The sequence below is a fragment of the Rahnella perminowiae genome (genome assembly GCF_019049695.1).
GTDB classification, from domain to species: domain Bacteria; phylum Pseudomonadota; class Gammaproteobacteria; order Enterobacterales; family Enterobacteriaceae; genus Rahnella; species Rahnella perminowiae.
The window spans coordinates 241,595-264,311 of record NZ_JAFMOT010000185.1 but is presented as its reverse complement, the minus strand read 5'-3'; the positions used below and the strand labels follow the sequence as shown (position 1 = coordinate 264,311).

Below are 22,717 nucleotides of genomic sequence, written 5' to 3'. Positions count from 1 at the left end.
GCTTCAGCCTCGCGGAGGATACTGATGATCTGTTCGTCGGAAAAACGCTTCTTCATGGGGATGTCCTCATGTGGCTTATGAAGACATTACTAACATCGTGGTGTATTAATCAACGGGGAGCAGGTCAGATCCTTTCCTTCTGTGCCTGTCCCCCCTCATCCGAAATTCATTACCATTTTACGAAAAAATAATTCATTTCTATCTCATTGATTAAAATTAATTATTTTTACAATAAAAAATAAAATGGAAATCATTTTTGATTTTATGAAATTACTGATTACGCTTAAATCTATCGGGCAATAAATGACCAGAGAAAGATCGCCTCAGGAGCATGGGGGCATCTCCGGTGTGTTTTCGACCGTAACAGCGTCTGTTCAGTGAAGTGCTCTGGCAGATTAAACAGATAAATCAGGAGATAAATGATGTCTGAGCAAATTACCCGCAGTCAGCTTGGTTTTACGCGCCGGTTTGGTGAAAATGAAGCACAGATTCTGACCGAAGAAGCCGTTGATTTTTTATCTGAACTGGTTATCCGTTTTACCCCGCTGCGTAACCGCTTACTCGCCGATCGAATTGCCGTACAGCAGAAGATAGATCAGGGAACGTTGCCTGATTTTGTTTCGGAAACAGTTTCCATAAAAAAATCAAACTGGAAGATTCGAGGTATCCCGGCAGACCTACTGGATCGCCGGGTAGAAATCACCGGTCCTGTTGAACGCAAGATGGTGATCAACGCGCTTAACGCTAATGTAAAAGTTTTTATGGCGGACTTTGAGGATTCCCTTGCTCCGGACTGGCAGAAAGTTATCGAAGGGCAGATAAACTTACGCGATGCGGTGAAGGGGACGATCAGCTACACCAATGAATCCGGCAAGATTTATCAACTCAAGCCCGATCCGGCCGTTTTGGTTTGTCGTGTACGTGGTCTGCATTTACCCGAAAAGCATGTGAACTGGCAGGGTGAGGCTATTCCCGGTTCTTTGTTCGACTTCGCTTTGTATTTTTTCCATAACTATCGCGCCTTACTGGCAAAAGGCAGTGGCCCCTACTTCTATCTGCCAAAAATGCAGTCTTATCATGAGGCTGACTGGTGGAGCCAGGTCTTCAGTTTTGCCGAGGATTATGCAGGATTATCGCGCGGCACGATTAAAGCCACGGTGCTGATTGAAACCCTGCCTGCGGTTTTCCAGATGGATGAAATCCTTTACCACCTGCGTGATCACATCGTCGGACTGAACTGTGGTCGCTGGGATTACATCTTCAGCTATATCAAAACGTTGAAGAATCATGCTGATCGTGTATTACCTGACCGCCAGTCTGTGACCATGACGCAACCTTTCCTCAGTGCGTACTCGCGTCTGCTGATCAAAACCTGTCATCGCCGTGGCGCATTTGCGATGGGTGGCATGGCGGCATTTATCCCAAGCAAAGACGTTAAGCGTAACGAATGGGTACTGAACAAAGTCCGGACGGACAAAGAGTTTGAAGCGAATAACGGACATGATGGTACCTGGATAGCACACCCCGGGTTGGCCGACACGGTACTCGAAGTGTTTGATAAAGCGCTGGGTGACCGCGTAAATCAACTGGACGTATTACGCGAAGAAGACGCCGAAATTACTGCCGGGCAGTTGCTCGAACCATGTTCAGGCGATCGTACTGAAGAGGGTATGCGCGCCAATATCCGCGTCGCGGTGCAATACATCGAAGCCTGGATTTCTGGCAACGGCTGTGTCCCGATTTACGGGCTGATGGAAGATGCCGCCACGGCGGAAATCTCCCGTACATCAATCTGGCAATGGATCCACCACGGCAAAACGCTTAATGACGGACAACCCGTGACGAAGCCGTTATTCCGCCACATGCTGAACGAAGAAATGCTGGTCATTCAGCAGGAGTTGGGCGACCAACGCTTCAGCGCAGGACGGTTCACACAGGCAGCTGCGCTGATGGAAAAAATCACCACACAGGACGAATTAATCGATTTCCTGACCCTGCCCGGCTATCAGCTGCTGGCCTGATTCTTCTTACCCTACACATAAAAAGACCGGAGCATTTGCCATGAAAACGACACGTACTCAGCAGATTCAGCAGCTTGAAGAAACCTGGAACCAGCCGCGCTGGAAAAATATTACCCGACCTTACACGGCGGCAGACGTGATTAGCCTGCGTGGTTCAGTCAATCCTGAATGTACGCTGGCACAGCACGGTGCGGCGCGCCTGTGGGATTTACTCCACGGTGGATCGCGTAAAGGGTATGTGAATTGTCTTGGCGCACTGACCGGCGGACAGGCATTGCAACAGGCAAAAGCGGGTATCGAAGCCATTTATCTTTCCGGGTGGCAGGTTGCCGCAGATGCCAATACAGCTTCCAGTATGTATCCCGATCAGTCTTTGTATCCGGTAAATTCGGTACCTGAAGTGGTGGCGCGCATTAACAACACTTTTCGCCGTGCGGACCAGATTCAGTGGGCCAATAACATTGAACCTGGGCTGCCGGGCTATACCGACTATTTCCTGCCGATTGTGGCCGATGCTGAAGCCGGTTTTGGCGGTGTACTCAATGCCTTTGAGTTGATGAAATCCATGATTGAAGCGGGTGCTGCCGCTGTTCATTTTGAAGACCAGCTTGCCGCAGTGAAGAAGTGCGGGCATATGGGCGGCAAAGTTCTGGTGCCGACTCAGGAAGCGGTGCAGAAACTGGTCTCCGCGCGCCTTGCCGCTGATGTTCTTGGCGTCCCGACGCTGTTGGTGGCGCGTACTGACGCTGATGCGGCAGATTTACTGACGTCAGACTGCGACCCTTATGATAGCCAGTTTATTACCGGCGAAAGAACGCATGAAGGCTTCTACCGGACACACGCCGGTATTGAGCAGGCCATCAGTCGCGGGCTGGCGTACGCACCTTATGCCGACGTGGTATGGTGCGAAACATCAACGCCTGATCTGGCACTGGCTCAGCGTTTTGCCGAGGCCATTCATGCAGAGTTCCCGGGAAAATTGCTGGCCTATAACTGTTCACCATCGTTTAACTGGAAGAAAAATCTCGATGATAAAACCATCGCCAGTTTCCAGGACCAACTGGCCGCGATGGGCTATCAGTATCAGTTCATTACGTTAGCAGGTATCCATAGCATGTGGTTCAACATGTTCGACCTTGCTCATGCCTATGCGCAGGGAGAGGGGATGAAGCACTACGTCGACAAAGTACAGGAACCGGAATTTGCAGCCATAAGTCGCGGCTACACTTTCGCCTCGCACCAGCAGGAAGTCGGAACCGGTTATTTTGATAAAGTCACCACCATCATTCAGGGCGGCCGTTCCTCGGTCACCGCCCTCACCGGTTCTACCGAAGAACAGCAGTTTTCCTCTGCGGCACACTGATATTTATCAGGCCCGGTAAAAGCCGGGTCTTTTTCCTCCGGGAGTCGCCACTATGCGTATAGAGTTGTTGATTGCGCAGACTATTTTGCAGGGGTTCGACGCACAGTACGGCCGCTTTCTCGAGGTGACATCGGGGGCACAGCAGCGCTTTGAAAATGCCGACTGGCCGGCGGTACAGGCAGCAATGAAGCAACGTATCCATTTGTATGACCACCATGTCGGGCTGGTGGTTGCCCAGCTCAGATGCATTACCGGCCCGCATTTTTATGATGCCGCGTTTCTGATCCGCGTAAAGGCGTGTTACTCCGGATTACTGCCTGATTATCCGCGGGCTGAAATAGCCGAAAGTTTCTTTAATTCAGTCTATTGCCGCATTTTCAAACATCGTGATCTGACCGCAGACAAACTTTTTATTTTCAGTGAGCAGCCTTTCCGGTGGCCGCAACATTGCGGCCGTCCTTTGTCACGTCTTTACCCGGTTCAGGGCCAGCTTGCCGGCACACTCGCAAGAGTTCTTCATGACCTGCCGGTGCGCTTACCCTGGGAGAATACGCACCGTGACGTAGATTATATTGCTACGGCATTACAACAACGTTTCCCCGCAGAGTGGCTTGCAGAGGCTGATATTGAGATTGCCACCGAGATTTTTTATCGCAATAAAGCCGCATGGATAATCGGTAAAATCAGGACCGGCACGCAGGTATTCCCTATGTTATTGCCGGTGCATCTCAGCAGTCATCAGAAGCAGTTGTTTGTTGATGCCTGTCTTACCGAAAGCAACGATGCCAGTATAGTCTTTGGCTTTGCCCGCTCGTATTTTATGGTGTATGCACCGCAGCCTGGCGCGCTGGTTGAGTGGTTACGCGAGATTCTACCGGCCAAAACCACGGCTGAGCTGTACAGCGCTATCGGTTGCCAGAAGCATGCAAAAACCGAATGTTACCGTGAACATCTGCGCTTTATGGCGCAAACCGATAAGTCTTTTATTATCGCACCCGGTGTTAAAGGAATGGTCATGCTGGTATTTACCCTGCCTGGCAGTGACCGGGTGTTCAAAGTGATAAAAGATAATTTTGCGCCGCAGAAAGAAGTGACCGAAGCACAGGTCAAAGCCTGCTATCAGTTGGTGAAAGAACATGATCGTGTCGGGCGGATGGCCGATACGCAGGAGTTTGAGCACTTTGTTCTGCCGAAGAAAAATATCAGTCCTGAACTGATGGCTGAACTACAGCGTGAAGTACCTGCCAAGATTGAAGATTTGGGAGACAGCATTGCGCTCAGGCACCTGTATATTGAACGGCGTATGACGCCGCTGAATTTATATCTGGAACAGGCCAGCACTAAGCAGCTTCATGATGTGATTGAAGAATATGGCAATGCAATTAAACAACTGGCTGCGGCTAATATCTTTCCCGGAGACATGTTGTTTAAGAATTTTGGTGTGACTCGTCATGGCCGGGTAGTATTTTATGATTATGATGAAATCTGCTACATGACCGAAGTGAATTTTCGCGATATTCCCGCGCCACGTTATCCGGAGGATGAACTGGCCAGTGAACCCTGGTACAGCATTGCGCCAGGTGATGTTTTTCCCGAGGAATTCCGGCATTTTCTTTGCAGCGACAAACGCCTTGGTCAGATGTTTGAAACGCTACACAACGACCTTTTCAGCGCCAGTTACTGGCGCGGTTTGCAGCAGAGGATCCGTGAGGGGCATGTCGAAGATGTCTTTGCTTATCGCCGTTCGCGGCGTTTTAGCCATCGTTAATAAACTGAAATCCTGCCGCATAATGGTGGGATTTCAGCATCTCTCTCAGTGTTTTCCGCCGCCGTAGGCCTGCGTGATTTCTTTCGCCGCGTGAATCACCAGAGCCCCCAGTTCCGTCACTCGGTCATCGGTGATGCGCGAAACCGGACCCGAAATGGAAATGGCCGCATAGGCATCGTTATGCTCGTCATAGATACAGGTCGCCACACAACGCAAACCGAGCGCATGCTCTTCATCATCAAAGGCATAACCGCGTTTACGGGTATCTGCCAGCTCCTGTTTCAGGTTCGCCGGAGACGTTTTTGTTAACGGCGTATAACTGTGCAGACCGATTTTGTGCAGCAGTTTTGCCAGACGTTCTTCCGGCAGGGTTGAAAGAAACGCTTTGCCGGCACCTGACGCATGCATGGGTAATTTTCCGCCAATAGGCGCGGACATTCTCATCAGGGCATTACATTGCACCTGATCGATAATGATCGCCTGATAATCACTATGATCCAGCACGGCCAGATTGACCGTTTCGCCGGACTCCTCCATCAGGCGGCGTAGCATCGGGTGTACCATGGCCAGTAAATTACGGCTTTGCAGGAAACTACTGCCCACGATAAAAGCGTGCGAGCCTATGGTCCACAAGCCCAAATCTCCGACCTGACGAACAAACCCCTGCTGTTGCATGGTGGTCAGAAGGCGGTGGGTGGTGGAGTTGGGTAAACCCGCTTGCTGGGCGAGATCGGTCAGCGCCACGCTGCCCTGAGCTTCGGCAATATATTCCAGCAATTTAAGGCCACGCGTCAGGGACTGAACTTGTCCGGTTGCAGCACTGCTGTTGGCGGCAGCAGCTTTAGTTTTCTTAGCACGTTTGGCCGGAGCCGATACGGACGTTGCCATGAGCCTGTTCCTTGTAAGATGCGCCAAAAGCTGGCGAAGAAAAATCATTTTTGGAATGGGTTTTCGTTTTTACAGTATGGATCGCAACGTGCCTTTACGCTCATCCGATGTGTTGCATGTGTGTTGCATGGCGTTTGCGGGATGTCTTCCCGAATTGAAAAAGTCTCACGTCAGCGCGGCCTTTTGGCTGAGGAAGATATGCTAGGATGTTGACCATAATTTCCGGCGCATGAATGAATAATTTGCCGGGTGTGCGTGATGGGTGATGAGGTGAAAGTGACTAATCGAGTTGAGGCGCTACATAAGCAGCTGGCACAGCGCATTTTGGTTCTGGATGGCGGCATGGGCACTATGATCCAAAGCTATCGTCTGGAAGAAGAAGATTACCGCGGTGAGCGTTTTGCTGACTGGGAAAGCGATCTTAAAGGCAATAATGATCTGCTGGTGCTCTCCAGACCTGAAGTGATCATCGAGATCCACAACGGTTATCTTGCTGCCGGTGCAGATATCCTCGAAACCAACACGTTCAACTCCACCACGATTGCAATGGCTGACTACCATATGGAATCCTTGTCGGCTGAAATTAACTATGAGGCCGCGCGGCTGGCGCGACAGTGCGCCGATGAGTGGACTGCCCGTACGCCGGATAAACCGCGTTATGTCGCCGGGGTGTTAGGCCCGACCAACCGGACGGCATCGATTTCCCCTGATGTTAACGATCCCGCATTCCGTAACGTAACTTTCGATCAGCTGGTTGACGCTTACCGGGAATCTACCCGTGCGCTGATCGAAGGAGGGGTCGATCTGATCATGATCGAAACCGTATTCGACACACTTAATGCTAAAGCCGCCACGTTCGCAGTTGAAAGCGAATTCGAAGCGATGGGTATTGTCTTGCCGGTCATGGTTTCCGGCACGATTACCGATGCCTCCGGCCGTACTTTGTCCGGCCAGACAACCGAAGCATTTTATAACTCATTACGCCATGTGAAACCGCTCACCTTTGGCCTTAACTGCGCCCTGGGGCCTGATGAATTACGTCAGTATGTGGCTGAGTTATCCCGTATTGCAGAATGTTATGTCACCGCACACCCGAACGCCGGTTTACCTAACGCCTTTGGTGAATACGATCTCGAAGCTAAAGAAATGGCTGAGCATATTGCCGAATGGGCACGCTCAGGCTTTCTGAACATCGTCGGTGGTTGCTGTGGTACCACGCCTGCGCATATTGCGGCGATGGTGAAAGCCGTGGAAGGCGTGCCGCCCCGTGCTTTGCCGACCATTCCTGTTGCCTGCCGTCTGGCAGGGCTGGAACCGCTGACCATCGATCCACAGACGCTGTTTGTGAATGTCGGTGAACGTACCAATGTGACCGGCTCCGCGCGTTTCAAACGACTGATTAAAGAAGAAAAGTATGCGGAAGCACTGGCTGTAGCCCGTCAGCAGGTAGAAAGTGGCGCGCAAATTATTGACATCAACATGGATGAAGGAATGCTCGACGCCGAAGCGGCGATGGTGCGTTTCCTCAGCCTGATTGCCGGTGAACCGGATATCGCCCGTGTGCCGATCATGATCGACTCCTCCAAATGGGACGTCATCGAGAAAGGCCTGAAATGCATCCAGGGCAAGGGGATTGTTAACTCCATTTCCATGAAGGAAGGCGAAGAAGCCTTCCTGCACCATGCCCGTATGGTTCGCCGCTACGGCGCAGCCGTGGTGGTCATGGCATTTGATGAAACCGGGCAAGCGGACACCCGTGCCCGCAAAATTCAAATCTGCCGCCGTGCCTATAAATTGCTGACTGAAAAGGTCGGTTTCCCGCCGGAAGATATTATTTTCGACCCGAACATCTTTGCCGTAGCGACCGGTATTGAAGAGCACAATAACTACGCCGTTGATTTCATCGAAGCCTGTGCTGATATTAAAGCACAACTGCCGCATGCGTTGATTTCCGGCGGTGTTTCCAATGTGTCCTTCTCGTTCCGCGGTAACGAACCGGTGCGTGAAGCCATTCACGCTGTCTTTCTGTATCACGCCATCCGCAACGGTATGGATATGGGTATCGTCAACGCCGGCCAGTTGGCGATTTATGATGATTTACCGGCTGAACTGCGCGACGCCGTGGAAGATGTCATCCTCAACCGTCGTCATGATGGTACTGAGCGTCTGCTCGAACTGGCCGAAAAATACCGTGGCAGCAAGGACGATGGCGAAGCGAATAAGCAGCAGGCGGAATGGCGCAGCTGGGAAGTAAAAAAACGCCTCGAATACTCGCTGGTGAAAGGCATTACCGAATTTATCGAACTGGATACTGAAGAGTGCCGTCAGCTGGCCGCGCGTCCTATCGAAGTGATCGAAGGCCCGCTGATGGATGGTATGAATGTGGTCGGTGACCTGTTTGGTGCTGGCAAAATGTTCCTGCCGCAGGTGGTGAAATCCGCGCGTGTGATGAAACAAGCGGTGGCCTATCTGGAGCCGTACATTGAAGCCAGCAAGGAAAAGGGCCAGACCAACGGCAAAATTCTTCTCGCGACGGTAAAAGGCGATGTGCATGACATTGGCAAAAACATCGTCGGTGTTGTGCTGCAATGTAATAACTACGAGATTATTGATCTCGGTGTGATGGTGCCGACTGACAAAATTCTGAAAACTGCCATTGAAGAAAACGTCGATATTATCGGGCTTTCCGGGCTTATCACCCCGTCGCTGGATGAAATGGTCAACGTGGCAAAAGAAATGGAACGCCGTGGTTTCACCATGCCGTTGCTGATTGGCGGCGCAACCACATCGAAAGCGCACACAGCGGTGAAAATAGAACAAAATTACAGTGGTGCGACCTGCTATGTGCAAAACGCTTCACGCTCTGTGGGCGTCGTCTCTGCGTTGTTGTCCAATGATCAGCGCGATGCGTTTATCGGACGAACGCGTAAAGAGTATGAAACCGTACGTATCCAGCATAGTCGTAAAAAACCGCGCACGCCGCCGGTGAGTCTGGCAGTGGCCCGCGACAACGCGACTTTTATCGATTGGGAAACTTACACGCCGCCGGTGGCTCACCGTCTGGGCATCCAGAAAGTGGAAGCCAGCATTGAAACATTGCGTAATTACATCGACTGGACACCGTTCTTTATGACCTGGTCGCTGGCGGGCAAATATCCGCGCATTCTTGAAGATGAAGTTGTCGGCGAGGAAGCGAAGCGCCTGTTCAAGGATGCCAACGATTTGCTGGATAAACTCTCCGCTGAAAAATTACTGAATCCGCGTGGTGTAGTGGGACTGTTCCCGGCAAACCGCACGGGCGATGATATCGAAATCTACAGCGACGAACGCCGTCAGGATGTGCTGGTGGTCAGCCATCATCTGCGTCAGCAAACGGAAAAAACCGATTTCGCCAACTACTGTCTGGCTGACTTTGTTGCGCCGAAATCCAGTGGCAAAAAAGATTACATGGGGGCATTTGCCGTAACCGGCGGGCTTGAGGAAGATGCGCTGGCCGAGGCGTATGACAAGCAGCATGATGATTACAATAAAATCATGATCAAGGCTCTGGCAGACCGTCTGGCAGAAGCGTTCGCAGAGTACCTGCACGAGAAGGTACGTAAAGTGTACTGGGGTTTTGCGCCGACAGAAAACCTGAGCAATGAAGAACTGATCCGCGAAAATTATCAGGGAATACGCCCGGCACCCGGTTACCCGGCCTGTCCTGAACATACTGAAAAAGGGCAAATCTGGAAGCTGCTGGATGTCGAAGCCAATACCGGTATGCAACTGACCGAGTCCTTTGCCATGTGGCCGGGGGCAGCTGTATCCGGCTGGTATTTCAGCCATCCTGACAGTAAATACTTCGCTGTGGCGCAGATCCAGCGTGATCAGGTTGAAGATTATGCAGCGCGTAAAAACATGCCGGTCGCAGAAGTGGAAAGATGGTTAGCCCCTAATCTGGGTTACGATGCCGACTAATAATATAAATGCCCGTTAACGGGCATTTTTTTCCCCTTGATTTCCTTACGGATTCAGCTCACTTCCACATCAATGTGCAGTGCGTCATAGCGCCAGTATTCTAAATCGCAGTCGATGACCCGGTCATGCTGGTCACGGTTGGTTCGCGTGATAAACAGTGCAGGGCTGCCGGGTGCCACTCTCAACGCATGCGAGGCTTCTTCACTCAGCAACGTAGGCACCATATCAAATCGTACGCGTCCGTAATGAATGCCGTAGCGCAGCGCATACAGATCGGTCAGCGATGATGTGAGATCAGCGCTGAGAATATCCTGAAAATACAGCGGATTAAGGTAGTGCTCGACATACAGTACCGGACGGTTATCGATATAACGTAACCGTCTTATGCAAATCACCTCACTCTCTGCCGGCACTAATAACTTCTGACACACCGTATCACTGGCAAGACAGTACTTCGCATCGATCACTTCGGTTTTTGCGCTGCGTCCCTGATCTTTCGCCATCGCGTGAAAATGACTTCTTTGCAGCGGGTTATAAATAATGCGCGGTGGGGACACAAACCAGCCCCGGCGCACTTCCCGGTAAATCAGACCCTGTGCCTCAAGCTGGCTCAATGCTTCCCGTAATGTGATACGGGTAGTGGAAAACTGTTCACTCAACGCGCGCTCAGAAGGCAGCCTTCCCTCTGCAGAAAATGCCCCGGCTGCAATACTTTCGCTCAATGCCTTGCAGATAACGGCAAGGGTGGTCTGCGATTCACTCATCGGTTAGCAAGCCTCATTTCAGTGCGTTTTTGCACCAATCTGACTCTGCATCGTGTCAATAATGTGCGCCCGTTAACAGCGATCAGCTTAAAACTGCTGCTTTTTCGCGCTGACATATAATTATCACAATTGAGCGTTAGATTGGCTTGGTTCTTGCTGGACTAGACCAGCACTTCACACACTATCATCTGGAGCATCCGTTATGAAACAGTTGTTCGCTTCTGTGTTAACCAGCGCGCTTGTCCTCTCCGCTTCACCGGCATTTGCCGCTGAGCCTCCTGCTGCACTCCTCAAAGCGGCACAAGCCGAAGGAACGGTAAACAGTGTCGGTATGCCTGATGACTGGGCGAACTGGAAAGGAACATGGAGTGATCTGAGCACTAAATATGGTCTGAAACACAGTGATACCGATATGAGTTCCGCCCAGGAAATCGCCAAATTCCTGGCAGAGAAGGACAATGCCAGTGCTGATATTGGTGACGTGGGCGCTGCTTTCGGACCGGTTGCTGTGCAAAAAGGCGTGACCCAGCCTTATAAACCGACAACCTGGGATCAGGTACCCGACTGGGCAAAAGATAAAGACGGTATGTGGGCGCTCGCTTACACCGGTACTATCGCCTTCATCATTGATAAATCGCAGGTTAAAGATGAGCCACACAGCTGGGCTGATCTGCTCAACAGCAAATACAAAGTGACTATTGGTGATGTGAGCACCGCAGCGCAGGCGGCAAACGGCGTGCTGGCGGCAACTTACGCGATGGGTGGGAATGAAAAGGATCTAAAACCAGGTCTGGAATATTTCGGCAAACTGGCGAAAGCAGGACGTCTGAGTCTGACGAACCCGGTGATCGCTTCTCTGGAGAAAGGTGAGGTGCAGGTTGGCGTCGTCTGGGACTTCAACGGGCTGAGCTATCGCGACAAAATCGACAGAACCCGCTTCGATGTGGTGATCCCATCGGATGGCACTATCACGTCCGGCTACACCACCATCATCAACAAATTCGCCAAACACCCAAATGCGGCAAAACTGGCACGTGAATACATCTTCTCTGATGCTGGCCAGATCAACTTAGCACAAGGTTATGCCCGCCCGATCCGTGCTGACCACATCACTCTGCCAGACGATGTAAAAGCCAAACTGCTGCCATCCAGTGAATACAAAAATGCACATCCGATTGCCGATCCGGCTGCCTGGGACAAGAGCGCGAAAACCTTGCCGCGCCTGTGGCAGGAAAACGTCATGATCAACATGCAGCAATAAATTCCTAAAAATAAGAAGAACCGGGCAGCGAAAGCATTGGTTAATGACAACACCTGTAAGAAATGAAAGGCATACATGTAATGAAAAGCATTCTGGTAGTTCTCGACGGCCTGAATTATCAGGTCGGCAACGACACAATGGGTTATTTACAGGCGCAGTGTGCCGCAGGACGTGGCCGCTTGTATCAACTGGAATGCGAATTGCCTTCGCTGTCCCGACCGCTTTATGAATGCATTCTCACCGGCATCACGCCGGTGGAGAGTGGCATCGTTCATAACCATGTTGACCGGTTATCGACACAACGCAGTATTTTTCACTATGCCCGCGACGCCGGTCTGACGACGGCTGCGGCGGCTTATCACTGGGTCAGCGAGCTGTACAACCGCACACCATTTGACCCGCCGCGTGATCGTCACACCAGTGATGAATCGCTGGCTATCCAGCACGGTCATTTCTATTACGACGACAGTTATCCTGATTCGCATTTGTTCGATGATGCCGAAAGCCTGCGACGTCGTCATGATCCCGACTTCCTGCTGATCCATCCGATGAACATTGATGATGCCGGGCATAAATTCGGCCTGTCGACACCGCAATATCGTAACAAAGCACGGATCGCAGACGGCATCCTGTCACGCTATCTGGGTGACTGGCTGGATGCCGGTTATCAGGTGATCGTGACCGCGGATCACGGCATGAATGATGACCGCAGTCACGGCGGGATTTTGCCGGAGGAGCGTCAGGTGCCGCTGTTCGTTTTTGGCAGTGCGTTCAGCTTCAAAGAGGCCGCACCGTTGCAGACCGAGTTGTGCGGAACCGTTTGTCAGATCCTTAATATTGCCCACGATAAGCCACATTGCGCGGCATTACTGGCCTGAATCCCGTCACTTTTAGAGGATACCCGATGAAAGCTAAGTGGATTGCGGCGTTGTTTATGCTGCCATTTCTGGTGTTTTTCATCGCTTTTCAGCTGGCGCCGCTGGCATGGATTGCGGTGAGCAGTTTTTACAGTGAGACGTATGAAGCCTGGGGACTGGGCAATTACACCGATATTCTGACATCACCGTTCTATTTACAGGCTATGCGTTTCTCGCTGGATATTTCCATCTGGTCGAGTTTATACGGCTTGCTTATCGCGTTGGTGGGCAGTTACTCACTTCGCCAGTTAGGCCCGACAAAGCTGCACGATTTTGTCATGTCGTTCACTAACATGACCAGCAACTTTGCCGGGGTGCCGCTGGCCTTCGCCTTCGTGATCCTGCTTGGCCTGAATGGTTGCCTGACGCTGCTGTTGAAAAAATATGGCCTGATGGAACACTTTGACCTCTATTCGAAAGACGGCCTGATTGTTCTCTATACCTATTTTCAGATCCCGCTCGGCGTGTTGCTGATGTATCCGGCATTTGATGCGCTGCGGGAGGACTGGCGTGAGTCAGCAGCCTTGCTGGGCGCGGGACGCTGGCGTTACTGGCGTCATATTGGTATTCCGGTGCTGTTCCCGGCCTTGCTCGGTACCTTCGTGATTTTGCTGGCCAATGCCCTTGGCGCGTATGCCACGGTGTATGCGCTGACCACCGGTAACTTTAACGTGGTGCCGGTGCGTATCGCGGCGTTGGTCTCGGGGGATATTTCTCTCGATCCGAACATGGGCAGTGCGCTGGCGATGTTGCTGGTGGTGCTGATGGCCTTTATCACGCTGATCCATCAGTGGTTATTGCGTAAAAGTTATCTCAGTCAGCGCAGCTGACGGGCAGAAAAAGGAACGTAAAATGTCGCGCTCTGAAGCGATTTACCACCGTGTGGTGATCTGGATTTTACTGATTGTCCTGATGTTGCCGCTGCTGGCGACGCTGGTCTATGCGCTGGTGCTGGAATGGGGTGCCACTATATTGCCTAGCGGCTTTACGCTCAAATGGCTGGTGGAATTGTGGAGTGATCCGCGTTTCCTGATTGCGCTCTGGCACTCGCTGCTGGTGTGTTTTGGCACACTTTTCCTGTCGCTGGTGCTGATCCTGCCACTCATGTTTGTGATTGCTTACTATTTTCCAAAGCTTGATGCGCTGATGAATATCCTGATCTTACTGCCGTTCGCCGTGCCACCCGTGGTGTCGTCGGTCGGTCTGATGCAACTCTATTCCGCTGAACCGCTGGCGCTGACCGGCACGCCGTGGATCCTGATCGGTTGTTACTTCACCATCGCGCTGCCGTTTATCTATCGCGCCATCTCCAACAACATGCAGGCGATCAACCTGCGTGACCTGATGGATGCGGCGCACCTGCTCGGGGCCAGCACCTGGAAAGCGGCACTGCTGGTGGTTTTACCGAACTTACGTAAAGGCGGAATGATTGCCGTCCTGCTGTCGTTTTCCTTCCTGATCGGGGAATTTGTATTCGCTAACCTGCTGGCAGGCAGCCGTTATGAAACGGTTCAGGTTTACCTCTATAACATGCGCAATGGCAGCGGCCATTTTACCAGCGCACTGGTCATCTCCTATTTCATGGTCGTCCTGATTTTCACCTGGGTGGCGAACATCCTGAACAAAGGAAAGCGCTGATTATGTCGTATTTACAGGTTACTCAACTCAATAAGTCTTACGGCCCGACGCAAATTTTCAACAACATCGATTTTTCAGCACAAGAGGGTGAATTCGTCACGCTACTGGGACCCAGCGGTTGTGGGAAATCCACACTGCTTCGCTGTCTCGCAGGGCTGACGTCGGTGGACAGCGGAAAAATTCTGATACAGGGGCAGGATATTGTGCCGTTTCCGCCGCAGCAGCGCGGTATAGGTATGGTCTTCCAGAGTTATGCGTTGTTTCCGAATATGACCGTGGAAGCTAATGTCGCATTCGGCCTGAAAATGCAAAAGATACCGGCTTCCGAGTTGCATCGCCGCGTCGGTGAAGTGCTGGAACTGGTGGAAATGAACGACTATGCCAAACGTTATCCGCATCAGCTTTCCGGTGGCCAATGTCAGCGTGTGGCGCTGGCGCGTTCACTGGTCACACAGCCGCGTCTGTTGTTGCTTGATGAACCGCTTTCCGCGCTCGATGCCCGTATCCGTAAGCATTTGCGTGAGCAAATCCGCCGTATTCAGCGTGAAATGAACCTGACGGCGATTTTCGTGACACACGATCAGGAAGAAGCGCTGACCATGTCCGATCGGATTGTGCTGATGAACAAAGGACAAATCGTCCAAAATGCTGACGCCGAAACCCTGTATACTGAACCGGTGGATGCGTTCGCCGCAGGCTTTATCGGCAGTTACAATCTGTTAAGCCCTGAACAGGCGATGGCGCTGACCGGCATACGTTATACCGGTCGCGTCGCCATCCGGCCGGAGTCGGTCACGATGTGTGAACTGACTGAGGGCATTCCGGCTAAAATTATCAGCCACAGCCTGCTCGGTAACGTCGTGCGTTATCGCGTTTTAGCGCACGGCGTTGAGCTTTCTGTGGATGTCTTAAACCGCTCTGTGGCCTCACTTCGTGCCGATGGCAGCGATATTGGTCTACAGTTAGATCTTGTTACGTTACGGGAAGTTGCATGAAACTGGCGCTGTTTGATCTCGATGAAACCCTGATTAGCGGCGACTGTTCGAGTTTGTGGTCAGCCTATATGGTGGCCAATGGCTGGGTGGCCGATGAACAGGCTTTCCTGCAACAAGATGCCGCACTGATGCAGCAATACGCTGCCGGCCAGATGGATATGCAGGAGTACATGCGTTGTACTTTGGTGCCGCTGTCCGGCCGCCGTCAACGTGATGTCGCGGCAATGGTCGCGAATTATATTCAGGATGTGATTGCCCCGCGTGTTTACGCGCAGGCGCGTGAGTGTCTGGCTGCTCACCGCGCACAGGGCGACCGGACGGTGATTATTTCCGCATCCGGTGAACATCTGGTGCAGCCAATTGCCCGTTTCCTCGGTGTTGATGAAACGCTGGCGATTGGTGTTGAAATCAAAGAAGGGCGCTTTACCGGCGCCACACAGGGGACGATGACCTACCGCGAAGGCAAAGTTTCGCGGTTACTTGAACTCATCAATCAGGACGAATCCCTGTTGCAATCAGCCAGTTTTTATTCGGATTCCCATAATGATCTGCCGTTGCTGACACGCGTTGGGCAGCCTGTGGTGGTGAATCCGGACGCCATCCTGCTCCAGCACGCCCGGCAGGCAGGATGGCCGGTCTATGCCTGGCGTTAATGGAGCTGTTTTTTCGTGTTAACCCTTTTGCATCTGTTGTCTGCTATTTCTCTGCTCGTATGGGGTACGCACATCGTGCGTACCGGCATCATGCGCGTCTTTGGCGCCAATCTGCGCCGTGTTCTGAGTAACAGTGTCGAGAAAAAACCGCTGGCGTTTGTGGCGGGGATTGGCGTAACTGCGCTGGTGCAAAGCAGTAATGCTACCGCGCTGCTGGTCACGTCGTTTGTATCGCAGGGGCTGGTGGCACTGGCGCCGGCACTGGTGATTATTCTCGGTGCAGATGTCGGGACCGCCGTGATGGCGCGTATCCTGACTTTCGATCTCTCCTGGCTTTCTCCGCTGCTGATTTTCGTCGGTGTTGCATTCTTCCTCAGCCGTAAACAAACCCGCGCGGGGCAAATGGGCCGCGTCGGTATCGGACTGGGTCTGATTTTACTGGCGCTGGAACTGATTGTGGGCGCAGCAACACCGATCATGCAGGCCTCCGGCGTGAAAGTTTTATTCTCCTCACTGACGGGTGATGTACTGCTCGATGCTCTGACCGGCGCAGTGTTTGCCATCATCAGTTATTCCAGTCTGGCTGCTGTGTTGCTGACCGCAACCCTTGCCGCAACCGGCGTGATTTCGCTTAAAGTATCGCTGTGTCTGGTCATCGGTGCCAATCTTGGCAGCGGGCTGCTGGCGATGATTAACGCCAGTAAAATGAACGCTGCCGGTCGCCGGGTCGCGCTCGGCAGCACGTTGTTTAAACTGATTGGTTTAGTGATTGTGCTGCCGTTTGTCGGACCGTTGTCGACCCAACTGGCGCGGCTTGGGATCCCGGATGAGGAACTGGTGATTTATTTTCACATGTTCTACAACCTGATCCGTTGTCTGGCAATGGTGCCGCTGACTGCGCCGATGGCGAAGATTTGCCAGATGATGATTGCCGATGTGCCGGAAGATGATCCGCGTCTGCGCCCGCGTCATCTTGACGTCAGCGCGATAGATACACCGACGCTGGCGCTGGCCAATGCCGCCCGCGAGACTTTGCGCATGGGCGACGTGGTCGAACATATGCTGATCCTCAACCGGGAAGTGATGCACGGTAAACTGGCGCAGGATCGCGAAGTGCGGCGTCTCGACGATGACGTTGATGTGTTGTACACCGCCATCAAACTGTATCTGGCGCAAATCAATAAAGAAGGGTTGGGCGAAGATGATTCCCGCCGCTGGGCAGAAATTATCGAAATGGCGCTCAACCTCGAACAGGCCGGTGACATTATCGAACGTATGACCGGCGATATCACCGCCAAATCCCACGCTACGCGCCGCGCGTTCTCGCCTGAAGGCTTGGTGGAACTGGATGCCTTACATGAAAAATTACAAGATAATCTGCGTCTGAGTTTGGGGGTATTCCTGTCAAACGATCTCACCAGCGCACGCCGTCTGCGACGTTCCAAACACCGCTTCCGCATTCTTGACCGCCGTTACGCGCATGCCCATGTTGATCGCTTGCATCAGCATAATGTGCAGAGTATTGAAACCAGTTCGCTCCACCTCGGGTTACTGGGAGATATGAAACGTCTGAACTCACTGTTCTGTGCGGTGGCGTATAACGTGCTGGATCAGGATGAGCAGGAAGACGAGCAGCGCGAACCGAATGATGATGCGCAACGGGTGTAGTCCGAATAAAAACGGGCGCTGAGGAAGGCGCCCGTTTCTTTTTCCTGTTTTTTTACGGTCTGGACATCAGTCTTTTTTGACCGGTTTGCCGGACCAGTAACCGGCCAGTAAAGAACCTGAAAGATTATGCCAGACCGAGAACAATGCACCCGGCAGTGCGGCCAGCGGGGTGAAGTAGATTTTCCCCAGCGTCGCGGCTAAGCCTGAGTTCTGCATCCCGACTTCCATCGCCAGCGTGCGACAGGTGGTTTCGTCAAAGCCAAACAGTTTTCCACCCCAGTAACCGCTCAGTAAACCAATGCCGTTGTGCAGAATAACCGCCACAATCACGATCAGTCCCACAGAACCGATAAAGCCCTGACTGCCCGCCACGACGGCGCTGATAATGGCGATAATGCACACCATTGAGAAAAGCGGCAGCAGCGGTTCGATGCGTTTTACGGTTTTCGTGAACAGATGATGAATAATCAGACCGGCTAAAATCGGGATGACGACGATTTGCAAAATGCTCAACAGCATGCCTTCCACATCGACCTTGATGTGTGTATCAACATACAGACGTGTTAGCAATGGCGTGGCGAAAACACCAACCAGCGTGGAAACCGCAGAAATCGTCACGGAAAGCGCGACGTCACCTTTCGCCAGATAAATCATAACATTAGAAGCGGTTCCGCTGGCCACGCTGCCAACCAGAATCATCCCTGCCGATAAATCTGCGGGCATATGGAACAGCTTTGCCAGTACCCATGCCGCCAGCGGCATGACCAGATAATGCAGGAAAGTAGCGGCAGCAACCGGGCCGGGCCGGGAAAGCACGCGTTTGAAATCACCGAATTCGAGAGTGACGCCCATCGCGAACATGATCAGCATCAGCAGGGTAGAAACGTGCGGGCCGATCGGCGTAAACGTGCCGGGCGAATAGTAGGCCGCAACGGATAACAGCGCGGCCCACAACGGGAACAGGCGGGTTATTATGGCTAACATTGAGGATGATCCTTGTCTTTGTTGTTTTGCAAAAGTACAGACAAAAAAAAGACCGGGCACGTGGCCCGGTCTTCTCAGATACCGCGCCCGTCTTTATTCGAATAGGTTGCGGTGTAGAGTTTTAACAACCTGATCGGCATCGTTGCCCGGCACCAGGAAGCATAAATTGTAGCTACTTGCGCCGTAGCAAATCATGCGGATATTGAACGGATCCAGTACGCCGAAGACTTCTTTGCCGACGCCACAGGCCTGTGACAGTTTGTTACCGATAATCGCGATCAGTGCCAGATTTTCTTCGACTTCCACGCGGCACAGTGAGGATAATTCTGTCAGCAGCGAGGTGGTCAGCAGGCTGTCACCCGAGGATGTGGAACCGGTGGTATCCAGCGTCAGTGCGACGCTGACTTCGGACGTTGTGATCAGATCAACAGAGATGCTGTGACGAGCCAGAATGCCAAACACTTCGGCGAGGAAACCGCGTGAATGGAGCATACTCAGGCTGTGCAGCGTGACCAGCGTTTGTCTGCGGCGCAGGGCTATCGCGCGGAACAGCGGCGGATTATCGCTGGTATCACACACCAGGGTGCCACCGCCTGACGGGTCCTTGCTCGAGCCTACAAACACCGGAATACCGCGGCGCACCGCTGGCAGCAGCGTTGCAGGATGCAGAACTTTCGCACCAAAAGTCGCCATTTCAGCCGCTTCTTCAAATGCTATACGGTCAATACGTTTTGCCGCCGGCACCAGACGTGGATCGGTAGTATAAATCCCCGGTACGTCCGTCCAGATATCCACCCGGGAAACGCTCAGCGCTTCGCCTAACAATGCGGCGGTATAATCGCTGCCACCACGGCCAAGTGTCGTGGTACGCCCTTTGCCTTCAGAACCGATAAAACCTTGTGTGATCACCAGAGCGTCCTGCAAGCGCGGTTGCAACTGCTGAACGGTTAACTCGTTTAATGCCTGAGTATCTGGCTCCGCCCGGCCAAAGCGATCATTGGTGCGCATAATTTTACGCACGTCGAACCATTCCACCGGCACGTTACGCTGGCGAATGATTTCAACAAACAGCAGAGTAGACATCAGTTCGCCATGGCTCACCAGTTCGTCAGTCAGCGCGGTAGATGTCGCCAGGCTCGCCGCTTCTGACAACATAGCGATATTTTCCAGCATGCGGCCGATTTCTTCGCGGATCACTGTCGGATTATCGAGGCGGTCGATGATAGCGCTCTGGATGCGCCGAATTTCATCAAGCAGGAACACCCGTCGTTCGGTTTCTTTACCTTCGGCCAGCTCGACTAATAAATTGGTGACGCCCGCAGAGGCGGAGAGGACAACCAGACGCACTTCAGGACGCGACAGCACGATATCCGCGCTGCGGTTCATTGCGTCGAAATCCGCCACGCTGGTACCGCCGAATTTGGCGACGATGACATTACCCAAAGGCTGCTGACTGGCGTTGCGGGATACTGCGTGATTCATGTAAAACCTCGTGTCCGGGTCGTCATACCATGACGGCCATCGATTCCATAAGAATTGGCACAAAGGGAAGAGCGGGAAACGGGAGCAGGCGTAGAGATACTACGATACACCCAGAAGCGCCCCACCTAGCCGACACCCTTTCGGGGTGTTCCGGTGACAACCCAGGGGATTCAGCCCCTGTAGTCGATCGTTCGCCTGCCGCGGGCTTATGATCTCGGCGCCGCTCCCCCTGATGTATCTTCGTAGGATTTCGGCTCCTCCGATACACTGCCTGGGCGACGCGCCTCTTCTGGCTCGCGCACCGAGCGCGCGAGTTAGGCGCTTAGGAATAGCCGTTTATCGCCCGTCTGTCAACGGTCAGGCAGCGCATGCGCTACATTTTGAGCGATTCTCATCTAATATTGTTCTCTGTCATTGTGATTAAGCAGATCTGACCTATCGCAAGAAAAGGCATCTCTTCCCGGGAACTTCAGGCTACAATCGGGACAGTTACCTCATATTTATTCTCAGCCTAAGAGCATTGCTATGAAAAATATCAATCCAACTCAGACCGCTGCCTGGCAAGCCCTGCAGCAGCATTTCGACAAGATGAAAGATGTGCAGATTAGCCATCTGTTTGCTGAAGATGGTGATCGTTTCTCCAAATTCTCTGCCACGTTTGAAGACCAGATGCTGGTCGATTTCTCTAAAAACCGTATCACTGCAGAGACGCTCGATAAACTGCAGGCGCTGGCGAAAGAGACTGACCTTCAGGGCGCAATCAAATCGATGTTCTCTGGCGAGAAGATCAACCGCACCGAAGACCGTGCTGTTCTGCACGTAGCCCTGCGTAACCGCAGCAACACACCAATCATCGTGGACGGCAAAGATGTTATGCCGGAAGTGAACGCAGTTCTGGCGAAAATTAAAGGTTTCACCGGGCGCGTTATCGGTGGCGAGTGGAAAGGGTATACCGGCAAAGCCATCACTGATGTGGTGAACATCGGGATCGGCGGTTCAGACCTCGGTCCGTTCATGGTGACTGAAGCACTGCGTCCGTACAAAAATCATCTGAATATGCATTTCGTCTCCAACGTAGATGGCACGCATATCGCTGAAACGTTGAAAGATTTGTCTCCGGAAACCACGCTGTTCCTGGTGGCATCAAAAACCTTCACCACACAGGAAACCATGACCAACGCCCACAGCGCGCGTGACTGGTTCCTGGAAACTGCCGGCGACAACAAACACGTGGCGAAACACTTCGCTGCGCTGTCTACCAACGGTAAAGCAGTGAGCGAGTTTGGTATCGATACCGACAACATGTTCGAATTCTGGGACTGGGTCGGCGGTCGTTACTCTCTGTGGTCAGCAATCGGTCTGTCTATCGCGTTGTCTGTTGGGTTCGATAACTTCGAACAATTGCTGAGCGGTGCTCATGCAATGGACAAACACTTCGCGAATACGCCGGCTGAGAAAAACCTGCCGGTGCTGCTGGCACTGATCGGCATCTGGTATAACGATTTCTACGGCACTGAAACCGAAGCTATCCTGCCATACGACCAGTACATGCACCGTTTTGCCGCTTACTTCCAGCAAGGCAACATGGAATCTAACGGTAAGTTCGTTGACCGTAACGGTAATCCGGTGGATTACCAGACGGGCCCGATCATCTGGGGTGAGCCGGGCACTAACGGCCAGCATGCGTTTTATCAGCTGATTCACCAGGGGACTAAAATCATCCCTTGTGACTTCATTGCGCCAGCCATCAGCCATAACCCGCTGAGCGATCACCACGCGAAACTGCTGTCTAACTTCTTCGCCCAGACGGAAGCGCTGGCATTCGGTAAATCTCTGGACGTTGTCGAGAAAGAATTCGCCGATCAGGGCAAAAAACCGGAAGACGTGAAACACGTTGCGCCGTTCAAAGTGTTCGAAGGGAACCGTCCGACCAACTCCATCCTGCTGCGTGAAATCACGCCTTACAGCCTGGGTGCGTTGATCGCGATGTACGAACACAAAATCTTTACTCAGGGCGTGATCCTCAACATCTACACCTTCGACCAATGGGGTGTAGAACTGGGTAAACAACTGGCAAACCGTATCCTGCCAGAACTGGAAGATGACAAAGACGTGACCGGGCATGACAGTTCGACTAACGGCCTGATCAACCGCTTCAAAAACTGGCGCTAATACCCGTTATCCTTCGCGCTGCCCCGGCGTTGGCTGCCTTCATGAACCCCGCTCACATACTTGTGTATGCTCCCGGGGATTCATTCAGTTGCCGCCTGGATGCAACACGAATGATTTAGGGCATTAAGGTTTTTATACGTCAAAATAAAAGGGTTAGCCTTCACCGGCTGGCCCTTTTTTAAT

General features: G+C 52.5%; 16 protein-coding genes and 1 riboswitch. Of the genes, 12 read left to right on the top strand and 4 right to left on the bottom strand.

Annotated features, from left to right (window positions below):
- Positions 1 to 422 precede the first annotated feature (422 nt).
- The 3 genes from aceB to aceK are packed head-to-tail and all read left to right on the top strand — an operon-like array spanning position 423 to position 5,152.
- Complete coding sequence (gene aceB / locus J1781_RS20485) at positions 423 to 2,021, top strand: malate synthase A (RefSeq protein ID WP_217234119.1); 1,599 nt, start codon at positions 423 to 425, stop codon at positions 2,019 to 2,021.
- A gap of 40 nt (positions 2,022 to 2,061) precedes the next feature.
- Positions 2,062 to 3,384: an isocitrate lyase gene (aceA, locus tag J1781_RS20480; RefSeq protein ID WP_129991922.1), complete on the top strand. Its 1,323-nt coding sequence runs from the start codon at positions 2,062 to 2,064 to the stop codon at positions 3,382 to 3,384.
- A gap of 52 nt (positions 3,385 to 3,436) precedes the next feature.
- Positions 3,437 to 5,152, top strand: a complete 1,716-nt coding sequence (aceK, locus tag J1781_RS20475; protein WP_217234111.1) for a bifunctional isocitrate dehydrogenase kinase/phosphatase — start codon at positions 3,437 to 3,439, stop codon at positions 5,150 to 5,152.
- A 45-nt stretch (positions 5,153 to 5,197) separates the two neighbouring features.
- Here aceK and iclR read toward each other — a convergent pair whose 3' ends face one another.
- Entirely contained in the window at positions 5,198 to 6,040 is an 843-nt protein-coding gene (iclR, locus tag J1781_RS20470; RefSeq protein WP_129954849.1) for a glyoxylate bypass operon transcriptional repressor IclR, read from the bottom strand.
- Between the two features lie 258 nt (positions 6,041 to 6,298).
- On the opposite strand from iclR, the gene metH reads away from it, so the two are divergent.
- The gene (metH, locus tag J1781_RS20465) at positions 6,299 to 10,000 is read left to right on the top strand and encodes a methionine synthase (RefSeq protein ID WP_217234110.1); all 3,702 of its coding nucleotides are present in this window, start codon (positions 6,299 to 6,301) and stop codon (positions 9,998 to 10,000) included.
- A gap of 53 nt (positions 10,001 to 10,053) precedes the next feature.
- Here metH and J1781_RS20460 read toward each other — a convergent pair whose 3' ends face one another.
- Positions 10,054 to 10,764 carry a UTRA domain-containing protein gene (locus tag J1781_RS20460; RefSeq protein ID WP_217234108.1) on the bottom strand — a complete coding sequence of 237 codons (711 nt, stop codon included), beginning with the start codon at positions 10,762 to 10,764 and terminating at the stop codon, positions 10,054 to 10,056.
- 202 nt (positions 10,765 to 10,966) lie between these two features.
- On the opposite strand from J1781_RS20460, the gene J1781_RS20455 reads away from it, so the two are divergent.
- The 7 genes from J1781_RS20455 (at position 10,967) to J1781_RS20425 (ending at position 17,896) form a co-directional block, all read left to right on the top strand.
- Positions 10,967 to 12,025, top strand: a complete 1,059-nt coding sequence (locus J1781_RS20455; protein WP_129954846.1) for an ABC transporter substrate-binding protein — start codon at positions 10,967 to 10,969, stop codon at positions 12,023 to 12,025.
- A gap of 80 nt (positions 12,026 to 12,105) precedes the next feature.
- Positions 12,106 to 12,903, top strand: coding sequence for an alkaline phosphatase family protein (locus J1781_RS20450; RefSeq protein ID WP_129991926.1), 798 nt, complete (start codon positions 12,106 to 12,108; stop codon positions 12,901 to 12,903).
- 26 nt (positions 12,904 to 12,929) lie between these two features.
- Positions 12,930 to 13,772: an ABC transporter permease gene (locus J1781_RS20445; RefSeq protein WP_129954844.1), complete on the top strand. Its 843-nt coding sequence runs from the start codon at positions 12,930 to 12,932 to the stop codon at positions 13,770 to 13,772.
- 22 nt (positions 13,773 to 13,794) lie between these two features.
- Positions 13,795 to 14,580 (top strand): ABC transporter permease, encoded by a 786-nt coding sequence (locus J1781_RS20440; protein WP_129954843.1) that lies wholly within the window; start codon positions 13,795 to 13,797, stop codon positions 14,578 to 14,580.
- A 2-nt stretch (positions 14,581 to 14,582) separates the two neighbouring features.
- Positions 14,583 to 15,575: an ABC transporter ATP-binding protein gene (locus J1781_RS20435; protein ID WP_217221061.1), complete on the top strand. Its 993-nt coding sequence runs from the start codon at positions 14,583 to 14,585 to the stop codon at positions 15,573 to 15,575.
- Complete coding sequence (locus tag J1781_RS20430; protein WP_129954841.1) at positions 15,572 to 16,228, top strand: HAD family hydrolase; 657 nt, start codon at positions 15,572 to 15,574, stop codon at positions 16,226 to 16,228. The genes J1781_RS20435 and J1781_RS20430 overlap by 4 nt, the downstream gene beginning before the upstream one ends.
- 15 nt (positions 16,229 to 16,243) lie before the next feature.
- Positions 16,244 to 17,896 (top strand): Na/Pi cotransporter family protein, encoded by a 1,653-nt coding sequence (locus tag J1781_RS20425; RefSeq protein WP_015699010.1) that lies wholly within the window; start codon positions 16,244 to 16,246, stop codon positions 17,894 to 17,896.
- Positions 17,897 to 17,962: 66 nt separating this feature from the next.
- Here J1781_RS20425 and panS read toward each other — a convergent pair whose 3' ends face one another.
- Both panS and lysC read right to left on the bottom strand, forming a co-directional pair.
- Entirely contained in the window at positions 17,963 to 18,880 is a 918-nt protein-coding gene (gene panS / locus J1781_RS20420) for a ketopantoate/pantoate/pantothenate transporter PanS (RefSeq protein ID WP_217221060.1), read from the bottom strand.
- Positions 18,881 to 18,973: 93 nt separating this feature from the next.
- On the bottom strand, positions 18,974 to 20,362 hold the full coding sequence (gene lysC / locus J1781_RS20415) for a lysine-sensitive aspartokinase 3 (RefSeq protein ID WP_129991930.1): 1,389 nt from the start codon (positions 20,360 to 20,362) through the stop codon (positions 18,974 to 18,976).
- Positions 20,363 to 20,468: 106 nt separating this feature from the next.
- Positions 20,469 to 20,659: riboswitch (Lysine riboswitch) on the bottom strand.
- Positions 20,660 to 20,887: 228 nt separating this feature from the next.
- Here lysC and pgi point away from each other — a divergent pair.
- Entirely contained in the window at positions 20,888 to 22,534 is a 1,647-nt protein-coding gene (gene pgi / locus J1781_RS20410; RefSeq protein WP_129991931.1) for a glucose-6-phosphate isomerase, read from the top strand.
- Positions 22,535 to 22,717 lie beyond the last annotated feature (183 nt).